The 21,153-nt window shown below is 26.8% G+C and carries 22 protein-coding genes and 1 pseudogene; 11 read left to right on the plus strand and 12 right to left on the minus strand.

Annotated features, from left to right (window positions below; translation table 11 throughout):
• Window positions 1-57: 57 nt before the first annotated feature.
• Window positions 58-453, minus strand: a complete 396-nt coding sequence (locus BMUR_RS04395) for a rhodanese-like domain-containing protein (RefSeq protein ID WP_013113395.1) — start codon at window positions 451-453, stop codon at window positions 58-60.
• Window positions 454-627: 174 nt separating this feature from the next.
• Between BMUR_RS04395 and BMUR_RS14720 the strand changes: the two genes are divergently transcribed.
• The gene (locus BMUR_RS14720) at window positions 628-783 is read left to right on the plus strand and encodes a hypothetical protein (protein ID WP_013113396.1); all 156 of its coding nucleotides are present in this window, start codon (window positions 628-630) and stop codon (window positions 781-783) included.
• Between the two features lie 30 nt (window positions 784-813).
• Window positions 814-1,725 (plus strand): DMT family transporter, encoded by a 912-nt coding sequence (locus BMUR_RS04400; protein WP_013113397.1) that lies wholly within the window; start codon window positions 814-816, stop codon window positions 1,723-1,725.
• 74 nt (window positions 1,726-1,799) lie between these two features.
• Here the strand turns inward: BMUR_RS04400 and BMUR_RS04405 are convergent, their stop codons facing one another.
• From BMUR_RS04405 to BMUR_RS04425, 5 genes are all read right to left on the minus strand, one after another.
• Complete coding sequence (locus BMUR_RS04405) at window positions 1,800-2,483, minus strand: endonuclease III domain-containing protein (RefSeq protein WP_013113398.1); 684 nt, start codon at window positions 2,481-2,483, stop codon at window positions 1,800-1,802.
• A 28-nt stretch (window positions 2,484-2,511) separates the two neighbouring features.
• On the minus strand, window positions 2,512-3,564 hold the full coding sequence (locus BMUR_RS04410; RefSeq protein WP_013113399.1) for a DUF3298 domain-containing protein: 1,053 nt from the start codon (window positions 3,562-3,564) through the stop codon (window positions 2,512-2,514).
• Between the two features lie 145 nt (window positions 3,565-3,709).
• Window positions 3,710-4,471 (minus strand): triose-phosphate isomerase, encoded by a 762-nt coding sequence (tpiA, locus tag BMUR_RS04415; protein WP_013113400.1) that lies wholly within the window; start codon window positions 4,469-4,471, stop codon window positions 3,710-3,712.
• Window positions 4,472-4,500: 29 nt separating this feature from the next.
• Window positions 4,501-5,061 carry an isochorismatase family protein gene (locus BMUR_RS04420; protein WP_013113401.1) on the minus strand — a complete coding sequence of 187 codons (561 nt, stop codon included), beginning with the start codon at window positions 5,059-5,061 and terminating at the stop codon, window positions 4,501-4,503.
• A gap of 132 nt (window positions 5,062-5,193) precedes the next feature.
• The gene (locus tag BMUR_RS04425; RefSeq protein ID WP_013113402.1) at window positions 5,194-6,141 is read right to left on the minus strand and encodes a flagellar filament outer layer protein FlaA; all 948 of its coding nucleotides are present in this window, start codon (window positions 6,139-6,141) and stop codon (window positions 5,194-5,196) included.
• A gap of 185 nt (window positions 6,142-6,326) precedes the next feature.
• On the opposite strand from BMUR_RS04425, the gene BMUR_RS04430 reads away from it, so the two are divergent.
• On the plus strand, window positions 6,327-7,343 hold the full coding sequence (locus BMUR_RS04430; RefSeq protein ID WP_013113403.1) for an SDH family Clp fold serine proteinase: 1,017 nt from the start codon (window positions 6,327-6,329) through the stop codon (window positions 7,341-7,343).
• Between the two features lie 13 nt (window positions 7,344-7,356).
• Here BMUR_RS04430 and BMUR_RS04435 read toward each other — a convergent pair whose 3' ends face one another.
• From BMUR_RS04435 to BMUR_RS04445, 3 genes are read right to left on the minus strand one after another with little or no spacing between them, the layout of a single operon-like run.
• Window positions 7,357-8,340, minus strand: coding sequence for a glycosyltransferase family 9 protein (locus BMUR_RS04435; RefSeq protein WP_013113404.1), 984 nt, complete (start codon window positions 8,338-8,340; stop codon window positions 7,357-7,359).
• 30 nt (window positions 8,341-8,370) lie between these two features.
• Window positions 8,371-9,144, minus strand: coding sequence for a hypothetical protein (locus BMUR_RS04440; protein WP_013113405.1), 774 nt, complete (start codon window positions 9,142-9,144; stop codon window positions 8,371-8,373).
• A gap of 9 nt (window positions 9,145-9,153) precedes the next feature.
• Window positions 9,154-9,840: a hypothetical protein gene (locus BMUR_RS04445; protein WP_013113406.1), complete on the minus strand. Its 687-nt coding sequence runs from the start codon at window positions 9,838-9,840 to the stop codon at window positions 9,154-9,156.
• A 235-nt stretch (window positions 9,841-10,075) separates the two neighbouring features.
• On the opposite strand from BMUR_RS04445, the gene BMUR_RS04450 reads away from it, so the two are divergent.
• The 6 genes and pseudogenes from BMUR_RS04450 to BMUR_RS04480 all read left to right on the plus strand — a co-directional run bounded on the left by BMUR_RS04450 (window position 10,076) and on the right by BMUR_RS04480 (window position 15,386).
• Window positions 10,076-10,747, plus strand: coding sequence for a hypothetical protein (locus tag BMUR_RS04450; protein ID WP_013113407.1), 672 nt, complete (start codon window positions 10,076-10,078; stop codon window positions 10,745-10,747).
• 5 nt (window positions 10,748-10,752) lie between these two features.
• Entirely contained in the window at window positions 10,753-11,256 is a 504-nt protein-coding gene (locus BMUR_RS04455) for a hypothetical protein (protein ID WP_013113408.1), read from the plus strand.
• 412 nt (window positions 11,257-11,668) lie between these two features.
• Window positions 11,669-12,916, plus strand: coding sequence for a cell division protein FtsA (gene ftsA, locus BMUR_RS04465; RefSeq protein ID WP_013113409.1), 1,248 nt, complete (start codon window positions 11,669-11,671; stop codon window positions 12,914-12,916).
• Window positions 12,917-13,093: 177 nt separating this feature from the next.
• Window positions 13,094-14,034: pseudogene (locus tag BMUR_RS04470) on the plus strand (Rpn family recombination-promoting nuclease/putative transposase).
• Window positions 14,035-14,235: 201 nt separating this feature from the next.
• Window positions 14,236-14,751 carry a YfbM family protein gene (locus BMUR_RS04475; protein WP_013113411.1) on the plus strand — a complete coding sequence of 172 codons (516 nt, stop codon included), beginning with the start codon at window positions 14,236-14,238 and terminating at the stop codon, window positions 14,749-14,751.
• A gap of 71 nt (window positions 14,752-14,822) precedes the next feature.
• Window positions 14,823-15,386, plus strand: coding sequence for a hypothetical protein (locus BMUR_RS04480; RefSeq protein WP_013113412.1), 564 nt, complete (start codon window positions 14,823-14,825; stop codon window positions 15,384-15,386).
• Between the two features lie 13 nt (window positions 15,387-15,399).
• On the opposite strand, the gene BMUR_RS04485 is transcribed toward BMUR_RS04480, so the two are convergent.
• The 3 genes from BMUR_RS04485 to BMUR_RS04495 all read right to left on the minus strand — a co-directional run bounded on the left by BMUR_RS04485 (window position 15,400) and on the right by BMUR_RS04495 (window position 19,394).
• Window positions 15,400-16,260 (minus strand): DUF368 domain-containing protein, encoded by an 861-nt coding sequence (locus tag BMUR_RS04485; protein WP_013113413.1) that lies wholly within the window; start codon window positions 16,258-16,260, stop codon window positions 15,400-15,402.
• 166 nt (window positions 16,261-16,426) lie between these two features.
• Window positions 16,427-17,761 (minus strand): PstS family phosphate ABC transporter substrate-binding protein, encoded by a 1,335-nt coding sequence (locus BMUR_RS04490; protein ID WP_013113414.1) that lies wholly within the window; start codon window positions 17,759-17,761, stop codon window positions 16,427-16,429.
• Between the two features lie 451 nt (window positions 17,762-18,212).
• Complete coding sequence (locus BMUR_RS04495; RefSeq protein ID WP_041749981.1) at window positions 18,213-19,394, minus strand: cation:dicarboxylate symporter family transporter; 1,182 nt, start codon at window positions 19,392-19,394, stop codon at window positions 18,213-18,215.
• A 240-nt stretch (window positions 19,395-19,634) separates the two neighbouring features.
• Between BMUR_RS04495 and ispF the strand changes: the two genes are divergently transcribed.
• Both ispF and BMUR_RS04505 read left to right on the plus strand, forming a co-directional pair.
• Complete coding sequence (gene ispF, locus BMUR_RS04500; protein WP_013113416.1) at window positions 19,635-20,114, plus strand: 2-C-methyl-D-erythritol 2,4-cyclodiphosphate synthase; 480 nt, start codon at window positions 19,635-19,637, stop codon at window positions 20,112-20,114.
• 12 nt (window positions 20,115-20,126) lie between these two features.
• Entirely contained in the window at window positions 20,127-21,119 is a 993-nt protein-coding gene (locus BMUR_RS04505; RefSeq protein ID WP_013113417.1) for a squalene/phytoene synthase family protein, read from the plus strand.
• Window positions 21,120-21,153 lie beyond the last annotated feature (34 nt).

Raw genomic sequence — 21,153 nt, forward strand, 5'->3', positions numbered from 1 at the left:
AAAATCTCCTTGCTTTATTTTTATAATAAAAAATATACAAATCATAAATAATAAAAATTAATTCTGATTAGTTAATACAGCATTTACAAAATCTGCATAATTAACATTAGCCAAATTATAAACATGAAGAAAACCATTAGTAAACATTATAGCAGATGCTATTGCAGACCTATTCCCGCTTCTGCAGTAAACTATATACTCTTTATTTTTATCTAAAAGATTTACTTTGCTTGTAAAATCAGTATTTAACACATCAATATTAATAGAATTAGGAGCACTTCCAGACATATATTCTTCAGGAGTCCTTACATCCAAAAGAACTAAATTTGTAGATTTGCTAATTAAATCTAATGCCTTTTTCATATTAATATTATCATAGCCGTTTTTGGAACATGATGATATCATTAATAAAAATCCTAAAATCAAGGCAAAACATAATAAATATTTTCTCATATTTTATATATCCTTTTATAATTATTTTTTAAATATTATGTTAATTAATAATATTAATAATATTATATTTATATATTTTGTCAAACTCTTTTAATAATAAAATAGTTTTAATTTTATATTTTCTTTACTTTTCTGTTTTATATAGTAAAACTTTTATACGGGAAATTTTAAATAATGATAAAGAAAATATATTGTTTATTAAGTATAATAATGTTATTATTAATATCATGTGCTGATAAAAGTGAAAAAGAATCAAAAGAAAAAAAATCTCCCAACATTATGGAAGATGATGAATATATAAAAAATATAATAAAGGATTCTTCTAAATAATTTAAAAGCATTAAAAAATGGAAAACAATCATGTTTATTAATCAAAAAACAAAAGCCTATGCTGGAACTATTTTCAGCGTATTAATTTGGGGTGTAACCTTTATTTCTACAAAGATATTATTGAATGATTTTTCACCTATAGAAATTCTTTTAAGCAGATTTGTATTAGGCTTTATACTTTTAATGATAATATATCCTAAAAACAATAAAATATATTCAAAAAAAGAAGAAGCATTATTTGCAGCTGCCGGAATAACTGGAATAACGCTTTACTATCTATTTGAAAACATGGCATTAAATTATTCTCTTGCTTCAAATGTAGGAATCTTGGTTGCAGTTGGTCCTCTATTCACTGGTATTTTTTCATCTTTAATATTAAAAGAAAAATTAAGAATAAATTTTATTATAGGATTTATATTTGCAATAGTTGGAATATCAGTTATAACATTTAATGGAAAGTTTATATTAAAAATAAATCCTCTTGGAGATATGCTGGCTATTCTTGCTGCTGTTATGTGGGGGATTTATTCTGTACTTATAAAGATGATAGGAGATATGGGATTTCATTCTGTTACAATAACAAAAAAGACATTTATGTACGGCATAATATTTATGATACCAATAATGTTTTTTATGGGGTTTGATGTTAATATTAGTGATTATATAAAACCTATAAACATTATAAACTTTTTATTTTTATCATTTGCAGCATGCACTTTATGCTTTATAGCTTGGACATATTCTACTAAAATTTTAGGTGCTGTAAAAAATAATACTTATATATATTTCATACCAATAATAACTCTTATAGCTTCAAAAATAATATTAAATGAAAACATTACAATATTTGCTTTAATAGGAGTAGTATTAATATTATTAGGTGTTATAATATCAGAGTCAAATTTGGCATCTTTTTTATTAAAGAAGAATAATAATATTTGATGCTATAAGTATATTATATACTCTACAAGCTCAGATACGCTTCACAAAAATACAAGTATAAAAATGATACAATTTTATTTACTTTTTTTAGAAGACTTTTTATCTTTATATTCATTTTTAAAATAGTCGCAATACTGTGATACAGTGCATTTAGAGCATAAAGGAGAAATAGGCTTGCATAGATTCTGCCCATACACTACCAAAGTATCATTATAAATACGCCAATACTCTTTAGGAAGTTTATCACGCAAGGCAAACTCAGTTTCTTCAGGTGTTTTTGTATGAACATAACCAAATCTGTTTGATATTCTATGCACATGAGTATCAACACATATTCCGTCCTTATCAAATGCTTCAGTTACTACCAAATTGGCAACCTTTCTTCCAACACCTTTAAGTTTAAGAAGTTCATCTATTTCATCAGGTACTTTTCCGCCGAAATCATCTATAATCATTTTTGATACTTCAAGTATATTTTTTGCCTTTACTTTATAAAAACCTACAGGATATATAAGTTTTGCTATTTCCTCTTCTGTGAGTTTTAGCATGTCTTTAGGACTGCCTGCTTTTTCAAACAAACGCATAGAAGCATCTCTTGTAGTAGGGTCTTTTGTTCTTAGAGAAAGCATTGTAGATATTAAAATTTTATAAGCATCTCTATTTGTAATTATTTTTATTTCAGTTACAACAGGCATAGGCATTTCTTTTGTAACTTTAGTAAGTTCTTTCATTATTGGGTGAATATCATTGTCATTCATAAAATAAAACCTTTATTTATAATAATTATTATTGTTTATCAAATAAATACCAAAATTTAGAATCTCTTTTTACAAAAGGTTTTAATTCTAAATATGTAAAATCAATTTCTATAATACCCTGAGCATATCCTGATATTTTATATAATGGCCATATAAATTTGATACCTGAAGGAGTAATATCAAATACATCGCTAAGTTCTATAGAATAAAAATCAAAAAAATCTCTTTCAGTAAAGTTTCTAAGCAATTTACTTTGCATTAAATTGATAAGCTCTCTGTCATTTTTATTTTCTAAAAGTTCTGATGAATTAAGTCCTATTCTCTCACCGGTTGAAATTAAATATATAGAAGGTATAAAATTATATATTCCATGTGTTCCGCCTGCATATGAATAGTTATAAACAGAAAAAGATATTATTTTTTCATCTAAAAAAGAAACATTAATTTCCTTCTTCATATAAAAATCTGAACTGCTGTAAGATGAATCTTTCCAGCTTTTATAATCATCTATAATCTCATTATTTAAAAGTAATTCCATTCTTTCCGAATTAAGAGACCTTATGCCGTCAACATCTAAAGAAATTTTATCTACAGAATTGAGTCCCTTATCATTATCAACAATAACAGCATCTTTACTCGATTCAAAAATATAATCTCCGTAATCTATTTTTAATGATGAATTAATAATATCTAAATTATTTATAGGATAAGATTTATTATTTGCAAACTCAAAATTATATTTACTGTTTCCATCATAAGAAGACCATTCTCCTGAAAATACCATATCCTCTGAAACAGTACCATTAAAATATCCAGTTATTCTATTATTTACTTTTTCATTTATATCAATAATATTATTTGATATGCTGCCTTCTATATTGATAAACTGATTTATACCATCATAATAATATTTTCCTGTAACGGCTTTATCATTAATATATAAGTATAAATATATTTTAGAGTTTCCTATATTACCGCTGCAAAAATAAAATTTTTTTACATATGCTTTTGGCAATTGAGAAAATAAGATATTTGAATAAAAAACAAATACCAATATAAAAAAAATTCTAAACAGCTTCAAATTACACTCTTTTATGAGATTTTTAATTTTATTATATATATTTATAAAAAATAAAACAAGTACTTTATAATCATATTTTAATATAATGCAAAAAAGAGTACATCATATAAAATGACATACTCTATAATATTAAATACTTTAATTTTTATTTAGCAATATAATTAACTATTCTAGCGAATTTATCAGCTACTAATGAAGCTCCTCCAACCAAAGCACCGTCTATATTAGGCATATTAAGCAAATCATCAGCATTTTTTTCATTAACACTTCCGCCGTAAAGTATAATCATTCCTTCGGCAACGCTTTCATTATAAAGAGATTTTAAAGTTTCTCTTATAGTTTTATGCACTTCATCAGCGTCCTGAGGAGTAGCTGTTTTGCCAGTACCAATGGCCCAAACAGGTTCGTATGCTATAACAACTTTTTTAGCTTCAGCTTCGCTTAAACCTTTGAATGCTTCTTTAGTTTGACTGCTTACTATATCAGAAGTAATTCCTTTTTCTCTTTCTTCTAAATGCTCGCCTACGCATAAAACAGGTATTAGATTTTTATCTAAAGCTCTTTTTACTTTTTTATTAATAAGTTCATCTTTCTCACCGAAAATATCTCTGCATTCAGAGTGTCCTACAATAACATATTCGCATCCTACAGCCAAAAGCATATCAGCAGAAATTTGACCAGTAAAAGCACCTTTCTCTTCAAAATATAAATTCTGAGCTCCCAATTTTATATTACTTCCTTTAACAGCATTATGTACATCACTTAAACAAGTAAATGTTGGAGCTATCATAATATCTCTGTCTTTAACATCTTTAACTAAATTCTTTAACTGATTAACTAATTCCAAAGCTTCTTTATTAGAATTATTCATTTTCCAGTTACCAGCAATAAGTTTTCTTCTAGCCATTTTAAAAATCCTCCGATTATTTTTTAATATTATTCTTTTAATAATTTACTAACTTCTTTAAAGCAATCAACTTTACAATGTTCTATATGACCAAAAAGTATCATTTCGGTACTTACTATATTAGCACCCAGTTTTCTCATTTGATTCAAAGCTATTTCTTTATTCTCTTTAGTTCTTGAAGATACAGCATCAGCAACAACATAAACATTATATCCATTTTCTATTAAATGAACTACACTATAATAAACACATACATGAGCTTCTACACCAAAAACAATAATATTTTTCTTATTAATAAAATTAAATTCCTTAACAAAATCTTCAGAACCAAATACAGTAAAATACTCTTTAGCAAACAGCTTATGATTTTTAGGAAGAATTATTCTTTCATCAGTAGCTCCAAGTCCTTTAGGATATTGTTCAGTTATAAGTGTAGGTATATTATGTATATCAGCTGTTCTAAATAAAAGATTTGTATTTTTGATAACTGTATCTATATCATTAATGGCAGGCATAAGTTTAGCCTGCAAATCTATACAAAGATATAAAGAATCTTCCTTTTTAATTAATGGTTCATTCATTATATTCATAAATAAAACTCCTTTATTATTTTACTCTATAATTGTTAATTATAAAATAAAATAATAAAAAATACAAATAAAAAAGGGGAAACTTTCCAGTTTCCCCTTAATTTTCATATTTAGTTATACTAAAACTGATTATTATTGAGCTTGCTCTTGAGCAGCACCTGTATCATTATCAGCAGTACCTTGTTCTTGAGTACCGTCACCGATACGTCTTTGTTCAAGATCTCTTAATTCTGCTTGTTCACGTATTCTAGCAGCTTCTATAGTTTGTTTTCTATCATTTTCAGTTTTTAAGATCTGCCAAGTACCTTCATCATCGATATCTTCTTCAGGATCAACAACTACTACATCGTACTCAACTGTTACATCTTTAACATAAGTAATGAAATCGCCGCCTTGAGTATCTTTAGTTCTGTAGAAACCTAAAGAATCTAATTTGATAGAAGGAACCATTCTAGGATAAAGAGGTTCTCTTACTAATACTCTGTCGCGAACATTAGGCAAATATTCTCTGTTTTCCCATCTTACTTGTCTCCAACCATTGAAGTAAACAGTACCCATAGGATAAGATTTTAATTCACCGAATTCATTTTGTAAGTTTACAAAATAGCTAACTAAGAAATTACGTCCATAAATCCAAGAACTTATAGATTTAATTTCGCCAACATTATGTATAACACCTTTACCTTCTGTATATTTAGTACCGTCAGTACCGCCATACATTTCAAGTTCATATACTGGTTTTACTAAAGCATAGCTGTTCCAAGCTGCTAATGGGAAATGTACTCTTATACCAAGAACTTTACCAGCTTCCCAAGCACCATTGTTACCTTTACTGTCTACGTTAGTAACATAAGAATTTCTGCGATTTTCTGTTAATCTAGCAGATTCATTCAACCACACTACCCAGTTATCATTATAAAGATTTTCTGCAACTGGAACTAATTCATTTGTATCACCTTCTCCACCTTGTAAGTTATCAGCATTACCAGTTAAAGCAAAATCAATTAAAACTGAGTTTGTTAAACCGTAAGCAGATGCAGCGATAAAAATGGAAGTTAATACTACGAATAACTTTTTCATAATTTATTGCACTCCTTGTACTAATTAATAAGCATAATAATACAACTTTTATACACTAAATTTCTTAATTTGTCAAGCAAATTTAATTAAAAAATAAATCATTATTTGACATTATCTATTATTAATGTACAATCTTTTAAAGAAATGTAGTTATGTAAATTAAACAGATAAAAAAAGGATAAGAAATGGCTTCAAAAAAGACATCTAATAAAACTAATACTATTAAACCGCCGATACTCTTTTCAAAAACGCAGGAAATTATTAATAAAATAACAAAACAATTAGATGCTCCGCTTCTTTCTTACTGGAATTCCAATGGAGGAAGTGTATGTCAGAATGATGTTATAGTATTATCTGATGTACTTAAGCATATTGGCAAATGTGATAAAATATATTTCTTTATAAAAAGTTCAGGAGGAAGCGGACAGGCTTCTTTAAGGATAGTACATCTATTAAGACAATCATTTAAAAAAGTAATTGCTCTTCTTCCATTAGAAGCGGCAAGTGCTGCTACTATGCTGTGTTTAGGGGCCGATGAAATACAGATGGGACCTTTAGCATTCATAACAGCTGTAGATACTTCTATTCAGCATGAATTATCCCCTGTAAATAAAGACAATAATTTAGTTTATGTAAGTCAGGACGAATTGGCTAGAGTTATAAAGCTATGGAAAGAGCAGTCTGTAAACGATGATAATAATCCTTATGAGCATATATACAAATACATACATCCTTTAGTTTTGGGTGCTGTTGACAGAGCATCAAGTTTATCAATAAAACTATGCAAAGATATTTTATCATACCATATGGACAATCAAAAACTAATAGATAATATATCAAACTCTCTTAATTCTGCCTATCCTTCTCATAATTACCCTATAACTATAAGAGAAGCCAAAAAATTAGGTCTCAATGTAAAAGAAATGGATGAAAAATTAAATGAATCATTAATGTCTCTAAACGAATACTATTCTGAAATGGGTCAGAAATCATGTACTGATTATGATGAGTTTAACTACCATGATAATGAAATACTTAATATACATGAAGGTACCGGAGTTCAAATATACTATCAGGAAGATAAAGACTGGCATTACAGAACAGAAGAGAGAAGATGGATACCTATGAATGACAACAGCGGATGGATAAAAAATACTTTAATAAACGGAAAACAAAATAAAAGCATATTCCATATAAGATAGTTTTATATAGGTATTAATTAATCAATTCTTCAAACTTCCTTATAACTTCATCAGGTTTTATAATTTCTCTGCATTCAAAAGTATTAAGCTCGCACTTCTTTCCGCCGCATATACAGGCTGGATTATCAGGCTTTTTCTCTATTGCCTGACTATTTATGCCTATTGGAAAATTTTGATATGCTGGTGTTGCAAAATAAAGTGCTAAAGTAGGTATGCCGACTATAGAAGCTACATGCATAGCTCCGGAATCATTTCCTATAAAACCATCGCATAAACTTAAAATTGCTGCTATCATATCAAGAGACATATACGGTATAATAGGATCATTGTAAAGCATAGCCGATATTCTGTCTGATATCTCTTTCTCATTCGGAGTAGTAATAAATAAAGTCAAAGCATCATATTTCTTTGATAAATAATTAGCCGTTTCAGCAAAATATTCCTCCTTCCAAATCTTTCCAAAGCTATTAGTTGCCCCTATACCATATGCAAATATTTTTTTATTATCCGGATTTACAGTTTTTAAATAATCTTTAGCTTTATTTAATAGTTTTTCTTTTATATTAAGTTTGATAACAGGTCTTTTTTTATCTATTCCTATAGCCTTAAGCAAATTAACGTAATAATCTGCCGTGTGTATCCACCTCACTCCCTTTCTATCAACGGCGTCTGTAAGCATAAGGTCTCTGTAATCAGCCCTATATCCTATACGCCTTTTTATACCATGACCGAAAACCCTAAAAGCACTCTCAAATGAATTTGGAAACAATATTACAGTATCAAAACGATATTTTCTTAAATGCGGAAACCTTTTTAATTCCAAACACTCATCAACCAAGCTGCTAGCTTTGAATATGCCAAACATAGATTTTTTTGTCATTACTGTAATTTTCGCATCTTTGTATCTTTCTTTTATAAGGGAAATAGCGGGAAAAGACATAATGATATCACCAAGCCAATTAGGCGAATGTATAAGTAAATTTTTAATATCTCTCATAAATAAACCAATCTTAAAAACATAATAAATTTAAAGATCATCTAAATCGTCCAAATCTATAAAATCGTCCATAAATCTTTCATAACCCGATATTATGTTTTTATAAACACTTCCTTCCATAATTAAATTGTTAGATTTTCTAAGATTTATAAAATATTCATAAAGCATAGAAAAATCATTTTTAAAAGTATTTTTCCACACATCTTTAGCAGATTCAATAACATCAATATTATGACAATTTATTATCATATATCTTAGTCTATTACTATTTGCTGACTGAGTGGAAATAACTATGTCTATATGCTTATCATTAACAAATGCTAATTGATCCTGACAATAAATAGAATTAATAACTCCCTCATCTACAGGTATTAATTTCTCATTTTCATCTAAACAATTATTGGCATAATAGTTAATACCGTTAAATATCAAAGTAATATAAAAAGGCTCTATACTTTTATTCATAGACTTAAGCTCTATTAATGTATTAGCTAAATTAGTCAAAGCTATATCATTCAACTTAATTTTTATCTGAACATCTGATATATACATGTCCTCTATTATAGAACTATGCATCTGATTAACGCCTATATAATCAACACTTTTTCCTAATCTTGACGAATTAGAAAATAAAAAATTCTTATAAACGTTGTCAGAAACATAACACCTTTCAAAAGTTTCATCGTCTAAAATAATAGCATCTTTATCTGAACGTCCCTGATACTGACTATAAAACACAGTTTCATATACACTTGGCGAAAGCATAGAAGCTATCTCATATAATCTGACGTTATTATAATCCATAATCAAAAACTAAAAAACATTTCCCATACTTTTTATATCATAATCCATCACAAATAAATCATATCTAGAAGTTATATTAGGATTCCTGCTGTAAAAACCCTTATCAACACAAGTAAACTTAACCGGAATATTTTTTTCTTTTGAAATTTCAGAAGCTATCATCTCGCCTTTTTCTATATCTTCTGCTGAAGTATAATTCATTAAATGGGTATTATTAATTATAGCTGTAGCCTTTAACCCAAGAACTGCCTCTATGCTTATTAAATGACCAATAGCATATTCTGCTGTAGAGTTTTCATCTCTGTTGGCATTAAGTACAAAAAATACATCTGTTTCATTTATATCTGCATTATCTCTGAAAGTGGCAAAAGATAAACTTCCAGCAGAGTTTCCTCCCATATCTACTATTCCTATAATATCTTTTCTGTCAAATATGGAGTAAACTTCAGCAGATACAGCAGGTATATCAGCTCCAGACTGAGGAAGATAGGTACCTATCACTTTAATATTTTTATTTTTTAAATACTCTGAATGTTCTCTAGACCTAAAATAAGGATTTACTACATCCAAATCGGCTATATAAATTTCTTTATCTGTATTTTTCCTAATATACAAACTATAGTTAATAGAAAAAGTAGTTTTTCCAGATCCGTAATGACCGCATATTATTGTTACGCGATTATAGTATTTACTCATCAAATAATCCTAATAAATTTACCAATATAAAATATTTAATAATTTTTTCAAATTTTTTTTATATATAATAATTTATTAATTATAAAATTTATTCTCATAATGTCAAATTTAATATACCCAAAAATCACTATAAAAAATAAAAATTAGTGCTTGAAAATTCAAATAAAGCCGATATTATATAGTAAGATTGTATTTTACTATATTAATTAAAAACTAAAATGATTAGGAATAAGCTATGAAAAAATATATAATTATCTTGATATTTTTATTTGGCTGTTATCTGTTTCCGCAGTATGCTACAAACGATGCATATGTACCAAATAATAATAATAACACAGTAACAGAAGAAAATAATAATAATCAGGATAATAACAATACAGAATATATAACCAATGATGCAGTTATGGGAAGAAAGCCTGCTGTAATAAATACTCCTATAACTGGTTTTAAAAATATTAAACTTGGAGCAACAAGAGAAGACACTATAAATGCAATATTAGGCGACAACACTATGACTTTGCCTAAACAATATATGACTGGTACTGTAGATTTATCGGCTGAAGAAAGTGCTGATTTCTTAGCATTGGAAGAAAATAAATTCTACAAAAGCGGTTATTTTGTTTTTAAAGATGATTCGCTTTATTCAATAACTATAAATTTTCAGCCTAATCAGGTTGATTTTTTGGAGATTTTATCTGCATTAAATGCTAAATATACTAAAGGATCATTCCTAGATGCTAATACTGTTGCTTGGCAGAATGGAGATATAAGAATAATATTAGAAAGACCTAGCGTAGTTAAATATCTTAATATGAGCGATATTACAAGTACTTCGGATACGAGAATAAAAGAAAAAGAAGAGACTCCGCCTCAAAATATAAGGAAATCAATACTGGAAGGACTTTAATAAAAATGCATAAATATACATTAGTATTAATCATTACAATAATATTATTAATATCATCATGCAGCAATAATAATAAAGAAAATATACAGAAAAGAGTAGAAATTATTTTAAAAGATGATATAGACAGTATAGAAAATAGAGAAGTAATAGAATATGATGAAGATAAATTAAAACAGCTTGCTTTATCTTCTTTAAAAGAGTTCTATTCAATGCCTTACAATCAAGAAAATGTACGCATAGCTTATGAAAAATTCTATTCTGCAAACTATAAAGAAATATTAAGAAAAAGCAGAAATATAAAAAATGCTGATGAATATGTACAAAGTAATCCTTCACTTGATTTTGAATTTGAAACTAAAATAGATAAAGTATATGATATAAAATTAGACGGACAAAAAGCATATATTGATGCCGACTCTTCAGTATATGACAGAGTGGAAGATACTACTTCAAAAGCAAGACAAACTTTTATAATGTGCTATGAAAATAACAAATGGGTTATTTTATAAAAATTGTAATAGACTTAATTTAATGATAAAACAAATAAGAATTTATTAGAGCATTTAAAATATATTTTTATTACCAAATAATTATAAATATAGCTCTAAGAAAAGAAATAATGAAATGTTTTGATGAATATATAAATGCATATCTTCATTGAACAATATAAAAATCCAAGTTTATAAATCTAAAATTTTTGCTTATTTAGAAACAATAAAAAATACAATAAATATAATATATAAAGAAGAAAATAAAAATTATATTGATAAAGATACATTGTACATAGAAAATATTTATTTAAATGAATTAATAACTTTCTTATATAATGAAATTAAAATGATAAAAAATAATCATTAATCATACTCTATATTTTTCCGACACTATTAACATAATATTATACTATTTAACTAGGAGTTTACCTTGAAAGAGCCAATTATAGCGGGATTAGATGCAGGAAGTGCATCAGTAAAAACTGTCATTGCCCGTGTTAATGATGATAAATTAGATATTATAGGAATAGGTGAAAGTGAAAGCGAAGGCATCAAAAAAGGGGTAATAATCAATATAGATGCTGCTGCTAATGCCATAGAAAAATCTATCAATGAAGCCGAACATATGGCTGGCTTACAGGCTCCTGATATAATTGCGGCAATAGGCGGAGATCATATTAAAGGATTAAACAGCAAAGGCGTTATTGGGGTAAACACAAAAGATAAAGAAGTTACTCCTCTTGAAATTGACAGAGTTTTAGAAAGTGCTAAAAATATATTAATACCTGCTGACAGAGAAATAATAGAAGCTATAGAACAGGAATACTCGTTAGACGGACAAGATGAAATAAAAAATCCTATAGGTATGTCTGGTACAAGACTCGAAACCAAAGTGCATATTATAACAGGTCTTAAACATGTAAGTGAGCATCTTAGAAAAACTTTAAATAAAATGCGTTTTTCTGGAAAGGATTTTATAGTTAATATACGCGGAAGTGCTGAAGCATGCCTTACTGATGATGAAAAAGAATTAGGTGTTGTTGTATTTGATATAGGACATTCTACTACTTCTATGATGGTATATTTGGAAGGTTCTGTTTGGCATACTGCCGTTATACCTGTCGGAAGTCAGCATATTACTAATGATATAGCTGAAGGACTTAGAATAACAATACCTTCCGCTGAAAAATTAAAAAAAGATCATGGATTTGCTTTTATAGACATGGTAGGAGAAAAAGAAATTATTGAAGTACCTACTGCAAGCGGACAAATGCGTACTATACCTAAAAGAGTTTTAACTGAAATTATACAGCCTAGAGTGGAAGAAATATTCAGTTTATGCGGAAAAGAATTAAGCAAAATGAAATATATTGATTCTCTTTCTGCTGGAATGGTATTTACTGGAGGAGGAGCATTACTTCCTGGGCTTGTGGAGCTTGCTAAGGCTTATCAAACTGCTGTTAAAGGGGCAGCACCAATAACTGCAAGAATAGGTGTACCTGATAAAATAGAAGGTATAAGAGATATAGCAAATAATCCTGCCTACTCTGCTGTTGTTGGAATACTTATGATGAGTTTAGACGAAGCTACTCAGGTTAATGTACCTCATAAAAAAACTTCTGAAAAAGGTAAGTTTAAATTCAACTTTAAAAATCCTTTCTCTGAGTTTTTCAAATAATTTGAAATTTAATATATCAACATAATTAATATTATACCTCATATATAACTTATTGAGGTATAATATTTTATTATACCCAATAATCAGATATTCATAACTTTTATAATAAATATTATAATACTCAAAATCAACCATATACATTTTGACAAATTAAATCATTTTTAGTATAATTAAACTATGAAAGAGATTAACAGACTTAATGATTTATTTGTACGATACTTAATCGGTACTGAAGGCGATGAAGATATATTAGAAAATATTGTTAATGCCGTTTTAAACGATGCAGGCTTTGAATCTGTGAGTAATCTTGAAATTATAAATCCTTACAACTTACCTGAAAATGAAAATTTAAAAGAATCCATACTTGATGTTAAAGCAAAAACTAAAGATGGTAAGAAAGTGCTTGTTGAAATACAATTAGTAGGCAACAATAATTTTATAAAAAGGATATTATACTACATAGCTAAAAATATAGTTTCTGAATTAAAAGAAAGTGATTTATACATTAATATAAGCCAGATGATTAGTATTAGTTTTATAAATTTTAATTTAGATATTGGAAGTGAAGCTGATATAAAAAAGAACATAAATGTTTAACATTTGCTGATATTAACAATCCCAGCATTAGACTGGACGATTTCCAGATACATTTTATCGAAATTAAAAGATTTGAAGAAATATTAAAAAATGCTAGTACTAATGACTATAACAAAAATAAACTTTTATCTTGGATTGATTTTTTTACAACAAAAGATTTAGAAAAAGATATTAATAAACTTATAGGAGGTAATGATATAATGACTAAAGTTATAGATAAATATAAAAGATTTGTAGCCGATGAAAAAGAAATGTCTGCCTATAATGAAAGAGATACTTTTCTTTACGGACAGTCTGTAATGCTCCAGTATGAAAGAGAAGCAGGAAAAAAAGAAGGTATAGAAATAGGATTTCAGCAGGGTATAGAGAAAGGTATAGAACAGGGTATAGAAAAAGGTATAGAAAAAGGTGAAATAAATAAAGCAAAAGACATAGCATTAAATTTAAAAAATATGAATATGAGTAATGAAGATATAAGCAGAATAACAGGTTTAAGTATAGATGAAATAAAAAAATTATGAGCATCTGATAAGTTTACTTATCAGGTATTTTTATAGAATAATTTTTTATGTATAAATAAAGAAATAGAAGAACTACATTAAAATGTTATGTATTATTGCTGATAAGTCTTTTATAGTTAAATATAAATAAAAAAATTTAAATTTTACAAAATCATTATTGAAAAGTTTTTAATAAAAAATTAATTATACGGAGATTAGATTATGGGCTGTTTAGGAGTATTATTTGCTTTAAGCGATAAAGATTTAAATAAATTATTAAAAACTTCAAGACTTGAAAGACCTGATTTTGTTTGTGAATATTTAGAAGAAATATACTTTGAAAAGCATAGAAAATATATTTATGAACTTGATAAATCTTGGGACGCTATGCATAGATGTCTTTCTAATGATGGGCTTTTGGTATTTGGTGATGATAATTATCCTTTAGGCTCTGTAATAATGGGAGGCGATGTTTTATACGGAAATGGTGATGAAGAAGAGGATTATATTATCACATTAAAAAAAGCAAATGTAGTTAAAGATATAGCTCAAAAAATAGAAACTATAACAAAAGAACAGTTCAAAGAAAAGTATTTTAAAATAGATGAAAAAGGTTATGAGTATCCGTTAAATGATGAAGACTTTGAATATACTTGGGACTATTTTTACAGAAGTATAGAGTTTTGGAAAAATGCTTCTGAGTCAAACAGAGCTATGATATTTACAGCTGACCAATAAAATTATTATTAATAATGAATAAATATTTTATTTTTTTATTTTTTACTATTTATATAAATGCTTTTTCAATTATGGCTGATGATATTTATAAATTAAGCGATTTAAAATATAAAGGCTATGACATACACAGAGAAAACTCTGATATAATAGGTTTTCATAAAGATGAATATAATTACAATTTATTTTTAGAAGATAATAATTTTGACACTAATAATTTATATATAGAAACATTTGATAAAGATGCAGATATTGAATTAAAAATAACTGCAAATCAAAATCAAAAATACAATATAAAAATTTTAGAAATAAATATAATGAAATTAGGGCATATATTAAGCACATATAAAATCAATATATACCCTACTCTATTCAATATAGAAATCACAGACGGATATAATAATTATAAACCTATAAAAGAAAACAAATTGCTCCTAATACAAATACCAAAAAATATTTATGACAGTATAAATGAAAAAAATATAAACTCATTTCTAAAAATAAACTTCTTTTTTAATGGCAGTAAAAAAATAAAACATTATAAAGAAAAAAATAATTATAAAACTTTTGATATAGAGCTTTTCAGCAGATATCCTTATTATTTTAATATTTATAATATAAAGCTAGTATATAACTAATCTTAAAAAAACATTATCTATTATCAGGATCAAATCTCTGTAAAAGTCTTATAAGGAAATAAGCCGCTAAAAACATTATAGGACATAATGCCCACTCTATGCCTTTTGGAAGTCCGGGAAAAACCTGTATAATAGAACCTAATACAAAACCGGATATTATTAAATAGGAAGCCTTTACATAATGCTCCATCCAATATTCTAAAATTTTAGTAGTAAGCACAACCCCTAAGATAGCACCTATAGCTAAAGGAATTAAATAAGGGAAATAAAGATTATGTAGTGCATCAATAGTTTCCTGATATATACCCAAAAGTAAAAACATATATGACACACTTATACCCGGAAGTATCATAGCAATGGCTACTATTAAACCAGCTATTATAAGTATAAAATACATAAATACTTCGCTTCTGTCTGATGAGCTGCTGAAAAAACCTTCTGGTATAATTGATATTAAATATACTATCGCTGCTCCTAATAGTATGTATATAATACTCACAAAATTGAATTTATAAGCTTTAGTCTTATTATAAACTGTATTAAAACCTCCAAGTGCTGCCCCCATAAAAAAGAAGGCAGAAACAGTGTAATACTTATCTATCAGGTTTGATAAAGGCTTTGATATTATCACCATTCCTAAAAGAGATCCCGCACAAAAAAATATTAAAAATAAAAAGTTAAACTTATTTTTAATTAAATAATTTTCGTTTTTTGAAAAAGTTAAAATACCGCTTAAAGAGGATATTAATTTATCATATATACCAAGTATCATAGCCATAGTTCCTCCGCTGAAACCCGGTACAAGCATTGAAGCTCCTATAATAAAACCCTTTATAACTGTGTATATATAATTCATAAATCCTAAAAATTTCATATTTTTTATAATCCTCTAAAATATAATTTTTTACTTCATATTAGAGAAAGGATAATACAATGTAAAACAATTTTAATCAAGCATATTTTTACAATTATTTTACAATATTTACAATTAAATCAAAATTTAAGCTATTTTTTAAGAATATATACAATAATTTTTTACTTTAATTAATTATAGGAGTGTATCCAGTCTCTTCAACTAAATACTGACCTTGTTCTGAAAGTATGAAATCTATTAATTTTTGAACATTTGGATTCTCTTCCAAAGCTCTTTTAGTTGTTGCAGCATAAAATGTAGTTGACAGAGTGTAAGAACCATTTTGTATATTTTCTTTATTTGGTTTTATATTATCTATAGCAAGAGTTTTTATTTCATTGTTGTTTATCATTTCATGAATATTAAATAAAAATGAATATCCTATAGCATTTTTTCTATTGCGGTATTCTTTTACATTTTCAGTAAATCCAGAATTCAAATCAAATCCTATTTTTGTATCAGGCTTCATTATGCTATTTTCAGCATTCATTGAAGCCATAAAGTTTGTAAATGTAATTTGCCATTTTCCAATATTATCCATTTGATAGGCTCTTATTTTCATGTTATCTCCTCCAACTTCTTTCCAATTATTGATTTTTCCTGTGTATATGTCCTTTATATTCTCTTTTGAAAGATTATCTATTTTGTTTTGAGAGTTTACAAAAAATACAAATGCCTCTTTTCCTATAGGTATTAATATAAAATCTATATTATTAGTTTTAGCCATTTCTATATCTTTATTAGAAGGTGCATTTACAAAAACTATATCAACTTTACCATTTATAAGATTTTTATAAACATTATCATATAAAAAGCTTTTATAAGTGTTGTAATAAATTGTTGAGCATAAAACATAAGCTGTATCATAATTGCTGTTTGTTGCTCTGTCGTAAATAGTTTCTATTGTTCCATCATCATTAGTTAGCATGTACTCTTCAAATGGAACTTGCTTTAAAAACATATTAGTATATTTATTATTTGTAACTGTTATTTTATAAACAGCATCTGCAAATGCTGAATAAATCGGAAAAAATTCAATTTCACCATCAAGTCTTGGAAAATTATTTGTTATTATTAAACTTGATTCATTTGTGAGCTTTACCACTTTTGAATTAGTGTTTCTTATATCAGTAAAAGGATAATATAAATCAGCTATTACATAATTATTAACTTCTTTAAAATTTATATCCCTGTTATTATAAATATATATAATATTAATAAATATTATTATCAATGAAAATACAAATGTTAATGAAAATATTATAGTAAATGTTTTATAATTATTTTTTATAAATAACATTATAGAATTGATTATAAAAACTATAGAAGCTGCAATCATAAGATAATATGTAATCATAACATAATCTGAAATTATCATTATTATTGAAGAAATAAAAATTAATAAAATAGAAATTGGTATTAAAATAACTGCAAATATATTGATTAATGTTTTTGTATTCATAATTTTTTATCTTATAATAATTTTTGATAATAATACAGTAAAATAAATTATACTTCAATAGGGTATTAAAATCTTTTTCTTTTTTGCTTTATTTTAATTCCCGCCCTATATATTTAGTATTCTGTTTATGATAATAACTATTATATTTTTTATAATCTTCTCTGTAATTACAGCACCCGCCCAAAATTTTATTAAAATTTACAATATCTAAACCGCACGCAGAATCAAATTAAAAATACAAATATATTAATAATAACATACAAACTATATAAAAAAAATCGCTCACCGTGCGTTTAATATAGCAACAAATTTGTAAGCACTAATTATCTGAGTTATAATAAAATAAAAAATGTACGCCAAATTTAATTACAGTAATAATAAAAAAAGACAGCTTCTTAAGAACTTTAAGAAACCGTCTTTTTATATTCTCATTTTAATTTAAATAATAAAATCAAGCAGCATCTTTTTTAACTTTATTTTGATAATACCAATCAACAAATACAGCAATAGCATTATCTCCAGAAACATTAGCAGCAGTACCAAATGAATCCTGAGTTAAATATAATGCTATCATAAGTCCCTGCAATTCTTCTCCAGTGATTCCAACCATATAAAGGAAAGGCAAAGCACTCATTATAGCACCGCCCGGAGCACCGGGAGCAGCAACCATAGCAATTCCCAACATAAGTATAAAAGGAAGTATTGAACTATATGTAGGATTTTGTCCTAATATTAATATAACAGCAGTAGAACAGCATGTAATAGTTATCATAGAACCTGCCAAGTGTATAGTAGCACAAAGAGGTATTACAAATTTTCTAATTTGTTCGGATACTCCGTTTTTCTCTGCCGCTATCAAACTAACAGGTATAGTTGCCGCACTGCTTTGAGTACCTATAGCTGTAAAGTAAGGAGGTATTTGATTTTTGATAAGCATTAAAGGAGATTTCTTTCCTATAATACCCGAAATAATAAATAAAGCTGTTATATAAAGCAAATGAAGAATAATAACAACAACAAAGACTTTAGCAAATATCACTATAATATGCTGTATGCTTCCTGCATATGCTAAATTAGCAAATGTACCCAAAATATGAAGAGGAAGTATTGGAATAATAATATTTTTTAATATAGTTTGTATAACCTCTTCAGAATCTTTTACTATAGAAAATAATTCTGCCCCCTGTCCTTTAGGTCTTAACAAAGTAATTCCTATACCTAATATAAATGCAAATATTACAGCTGATGTAACATCAAATAAAGGTTTTAGTGGTATAGTAAAATAACTTTCCAAACCAGATTCCAATTTTATATTGCTTAAAGTAGCAGAACCCAAAAGCGTAGGAAATAGATTTGAAGCTACAAAAAATGCTATACTTCCTGCTATCAATGTAGAAGCATATGATATAATAACTGTAATACCTATTAACTTAGGAGCTCCTTCCGTTAAATTAGCAATACCATACCCTATAAATGTTACTACCATCAAAGGTATAATAAAATTTAAAAATAAACTGAATATCGCACTTATAGTTACAAATATTCTCACTATAGGTGCTGGAAGAAACATACCAACTAATATACCCAAAATTATACCTATTATAATTCTAGGTAAGAGACCTATTTTTTTCATCTGTCTTGCTCCGTAATTTTTTCTATACATAGTATTATATAAATTTTTTCTATGCATTCAATGTATATATATAGAATTTAATTTTTTTTAATGTTTACATTATATTAAACATGTATTTAATACTACATATAAAACATATAATAAACTATATGATTAATATTTAAGGTACATAAAATAGTTTGACAAATTAATCTATTTTTGTATAATTTATACATAAAAATAAAACAGGAAATTAATAAAATGAGAATAGGTAATGGTTACGATTTGCATATACTTACTGAAAATCGTAAGCTAATATTGGCAGGCATTGAAATACCATATGAATTAGGGCTTAAAGGTCATTCCGATGCTGATGCAGTTATTCATGCGGTTATAGATTCTATATTTGGAGCATTAGCTCTTGGAGATATAGGAAGCCATTTTCCAGATAATGATGAAAAATATAAAGACATATCTTCAGTTATTTTATTAAAAGAAACTGTTTCTATAATGAAAGAAAAAAACTATAATATCGGAAATATAGATATTACAATAATTTTGGAAAAACCAAAACTAAGAAATTATATAGATACAATGAGAGAAAATCTATCTAAATTACTATCAACTGATATAGAAAATATTTCAATAAAAGCAAAAACAAATGAAAAGATGGACTCTGTAGGTAAAGGAGAGGCTATTGCTGTTCATTGCGTATGCTTATTAGAAAAAATAAAGTGTTAGGAAAAATAATATATGGCTGCTGCAAAAATTAATACTAAATATTTACTAGACCTTGTTTCAAGAAGTTTTGCTTTAACTATACCTTTACTAGATAAAAATAAAAAAAATAAAGTAGAAGTTCAGTACTTACTTGCAAGGATAATAGATACTATAGAGGATTCAAGCCATACAGCACAGGATAAAGAAACATTAATAACTGGATTTATAAATATTTTAAAATCAGAAAATACTGATAATTTAGAAAACTTTAAAAAGGTAGTTATAGATCATACTATCAATGAAAATGATAAAATATTAATAGAAAATATAGAAGTAGTATTGAAGGCATTTTTTGCTTTTAAACAGGAAATAAAAAATATGTCAGTATCCTATTTAAGAGAAATGGGCTATGGAATGGTATATTATCAGGATCACACTATATCTACATTTGAAGATTTAGACGATTACTGTTATTATGTAGCAGGTACTGTTGGAGTTTATCTTACAGAACTTGTAAAAATGCTTGATAATTTGGAACTAGACAGAGAAAAAGCTAAAAGTTTAGGAAGATTCCTACAAAAAGTAAATATTATAAAAGATGCCAAAATTGATTATAAAGAAAAAAGAGTGTTCTGGCCTTTAACATTATTTGATAATGAAAATCCAGCTCCATATTTTGAAGATGGTGCTTATATGGATAAATCTATGGAAATTTTAAGTAAAATGATAGAGTCAGCTATGCATGAGTTTAAAAACTCCATAGAATACATAATGACTATAGAAAAAAAATCTCTAGGCTACAGACATTTCTGCCTTCTTACAACACTTATGGGATATGAAACCATAAAACTTATGAAAAATAATTATAATATCTTTATGGGCGAAACTATAAAAATACCTAGAAAAACTACTTTAGAAATAGCAGCCAAAGTAAAAGCTGACTTTTATACTAATAAAAAATTAGAAGATTTGCTTGAAAAGGCATTTGCAAAAGAAGCTGAAGAAAAACCTAAAGAAGAAGAATAATTAAATCATTTCTTTTATACTCTCTTAAAAATAT

The organism is Brachyspira murdochii DSM 12563 (genome assembly GCF_000092845.1).
Taxonomy (GTDB): Bacteria; Spirochaetota; Brachyspiria; order Brachyspirales; family Brachyspiraceae; genus Brachyspira; species Brachyspira murdochii.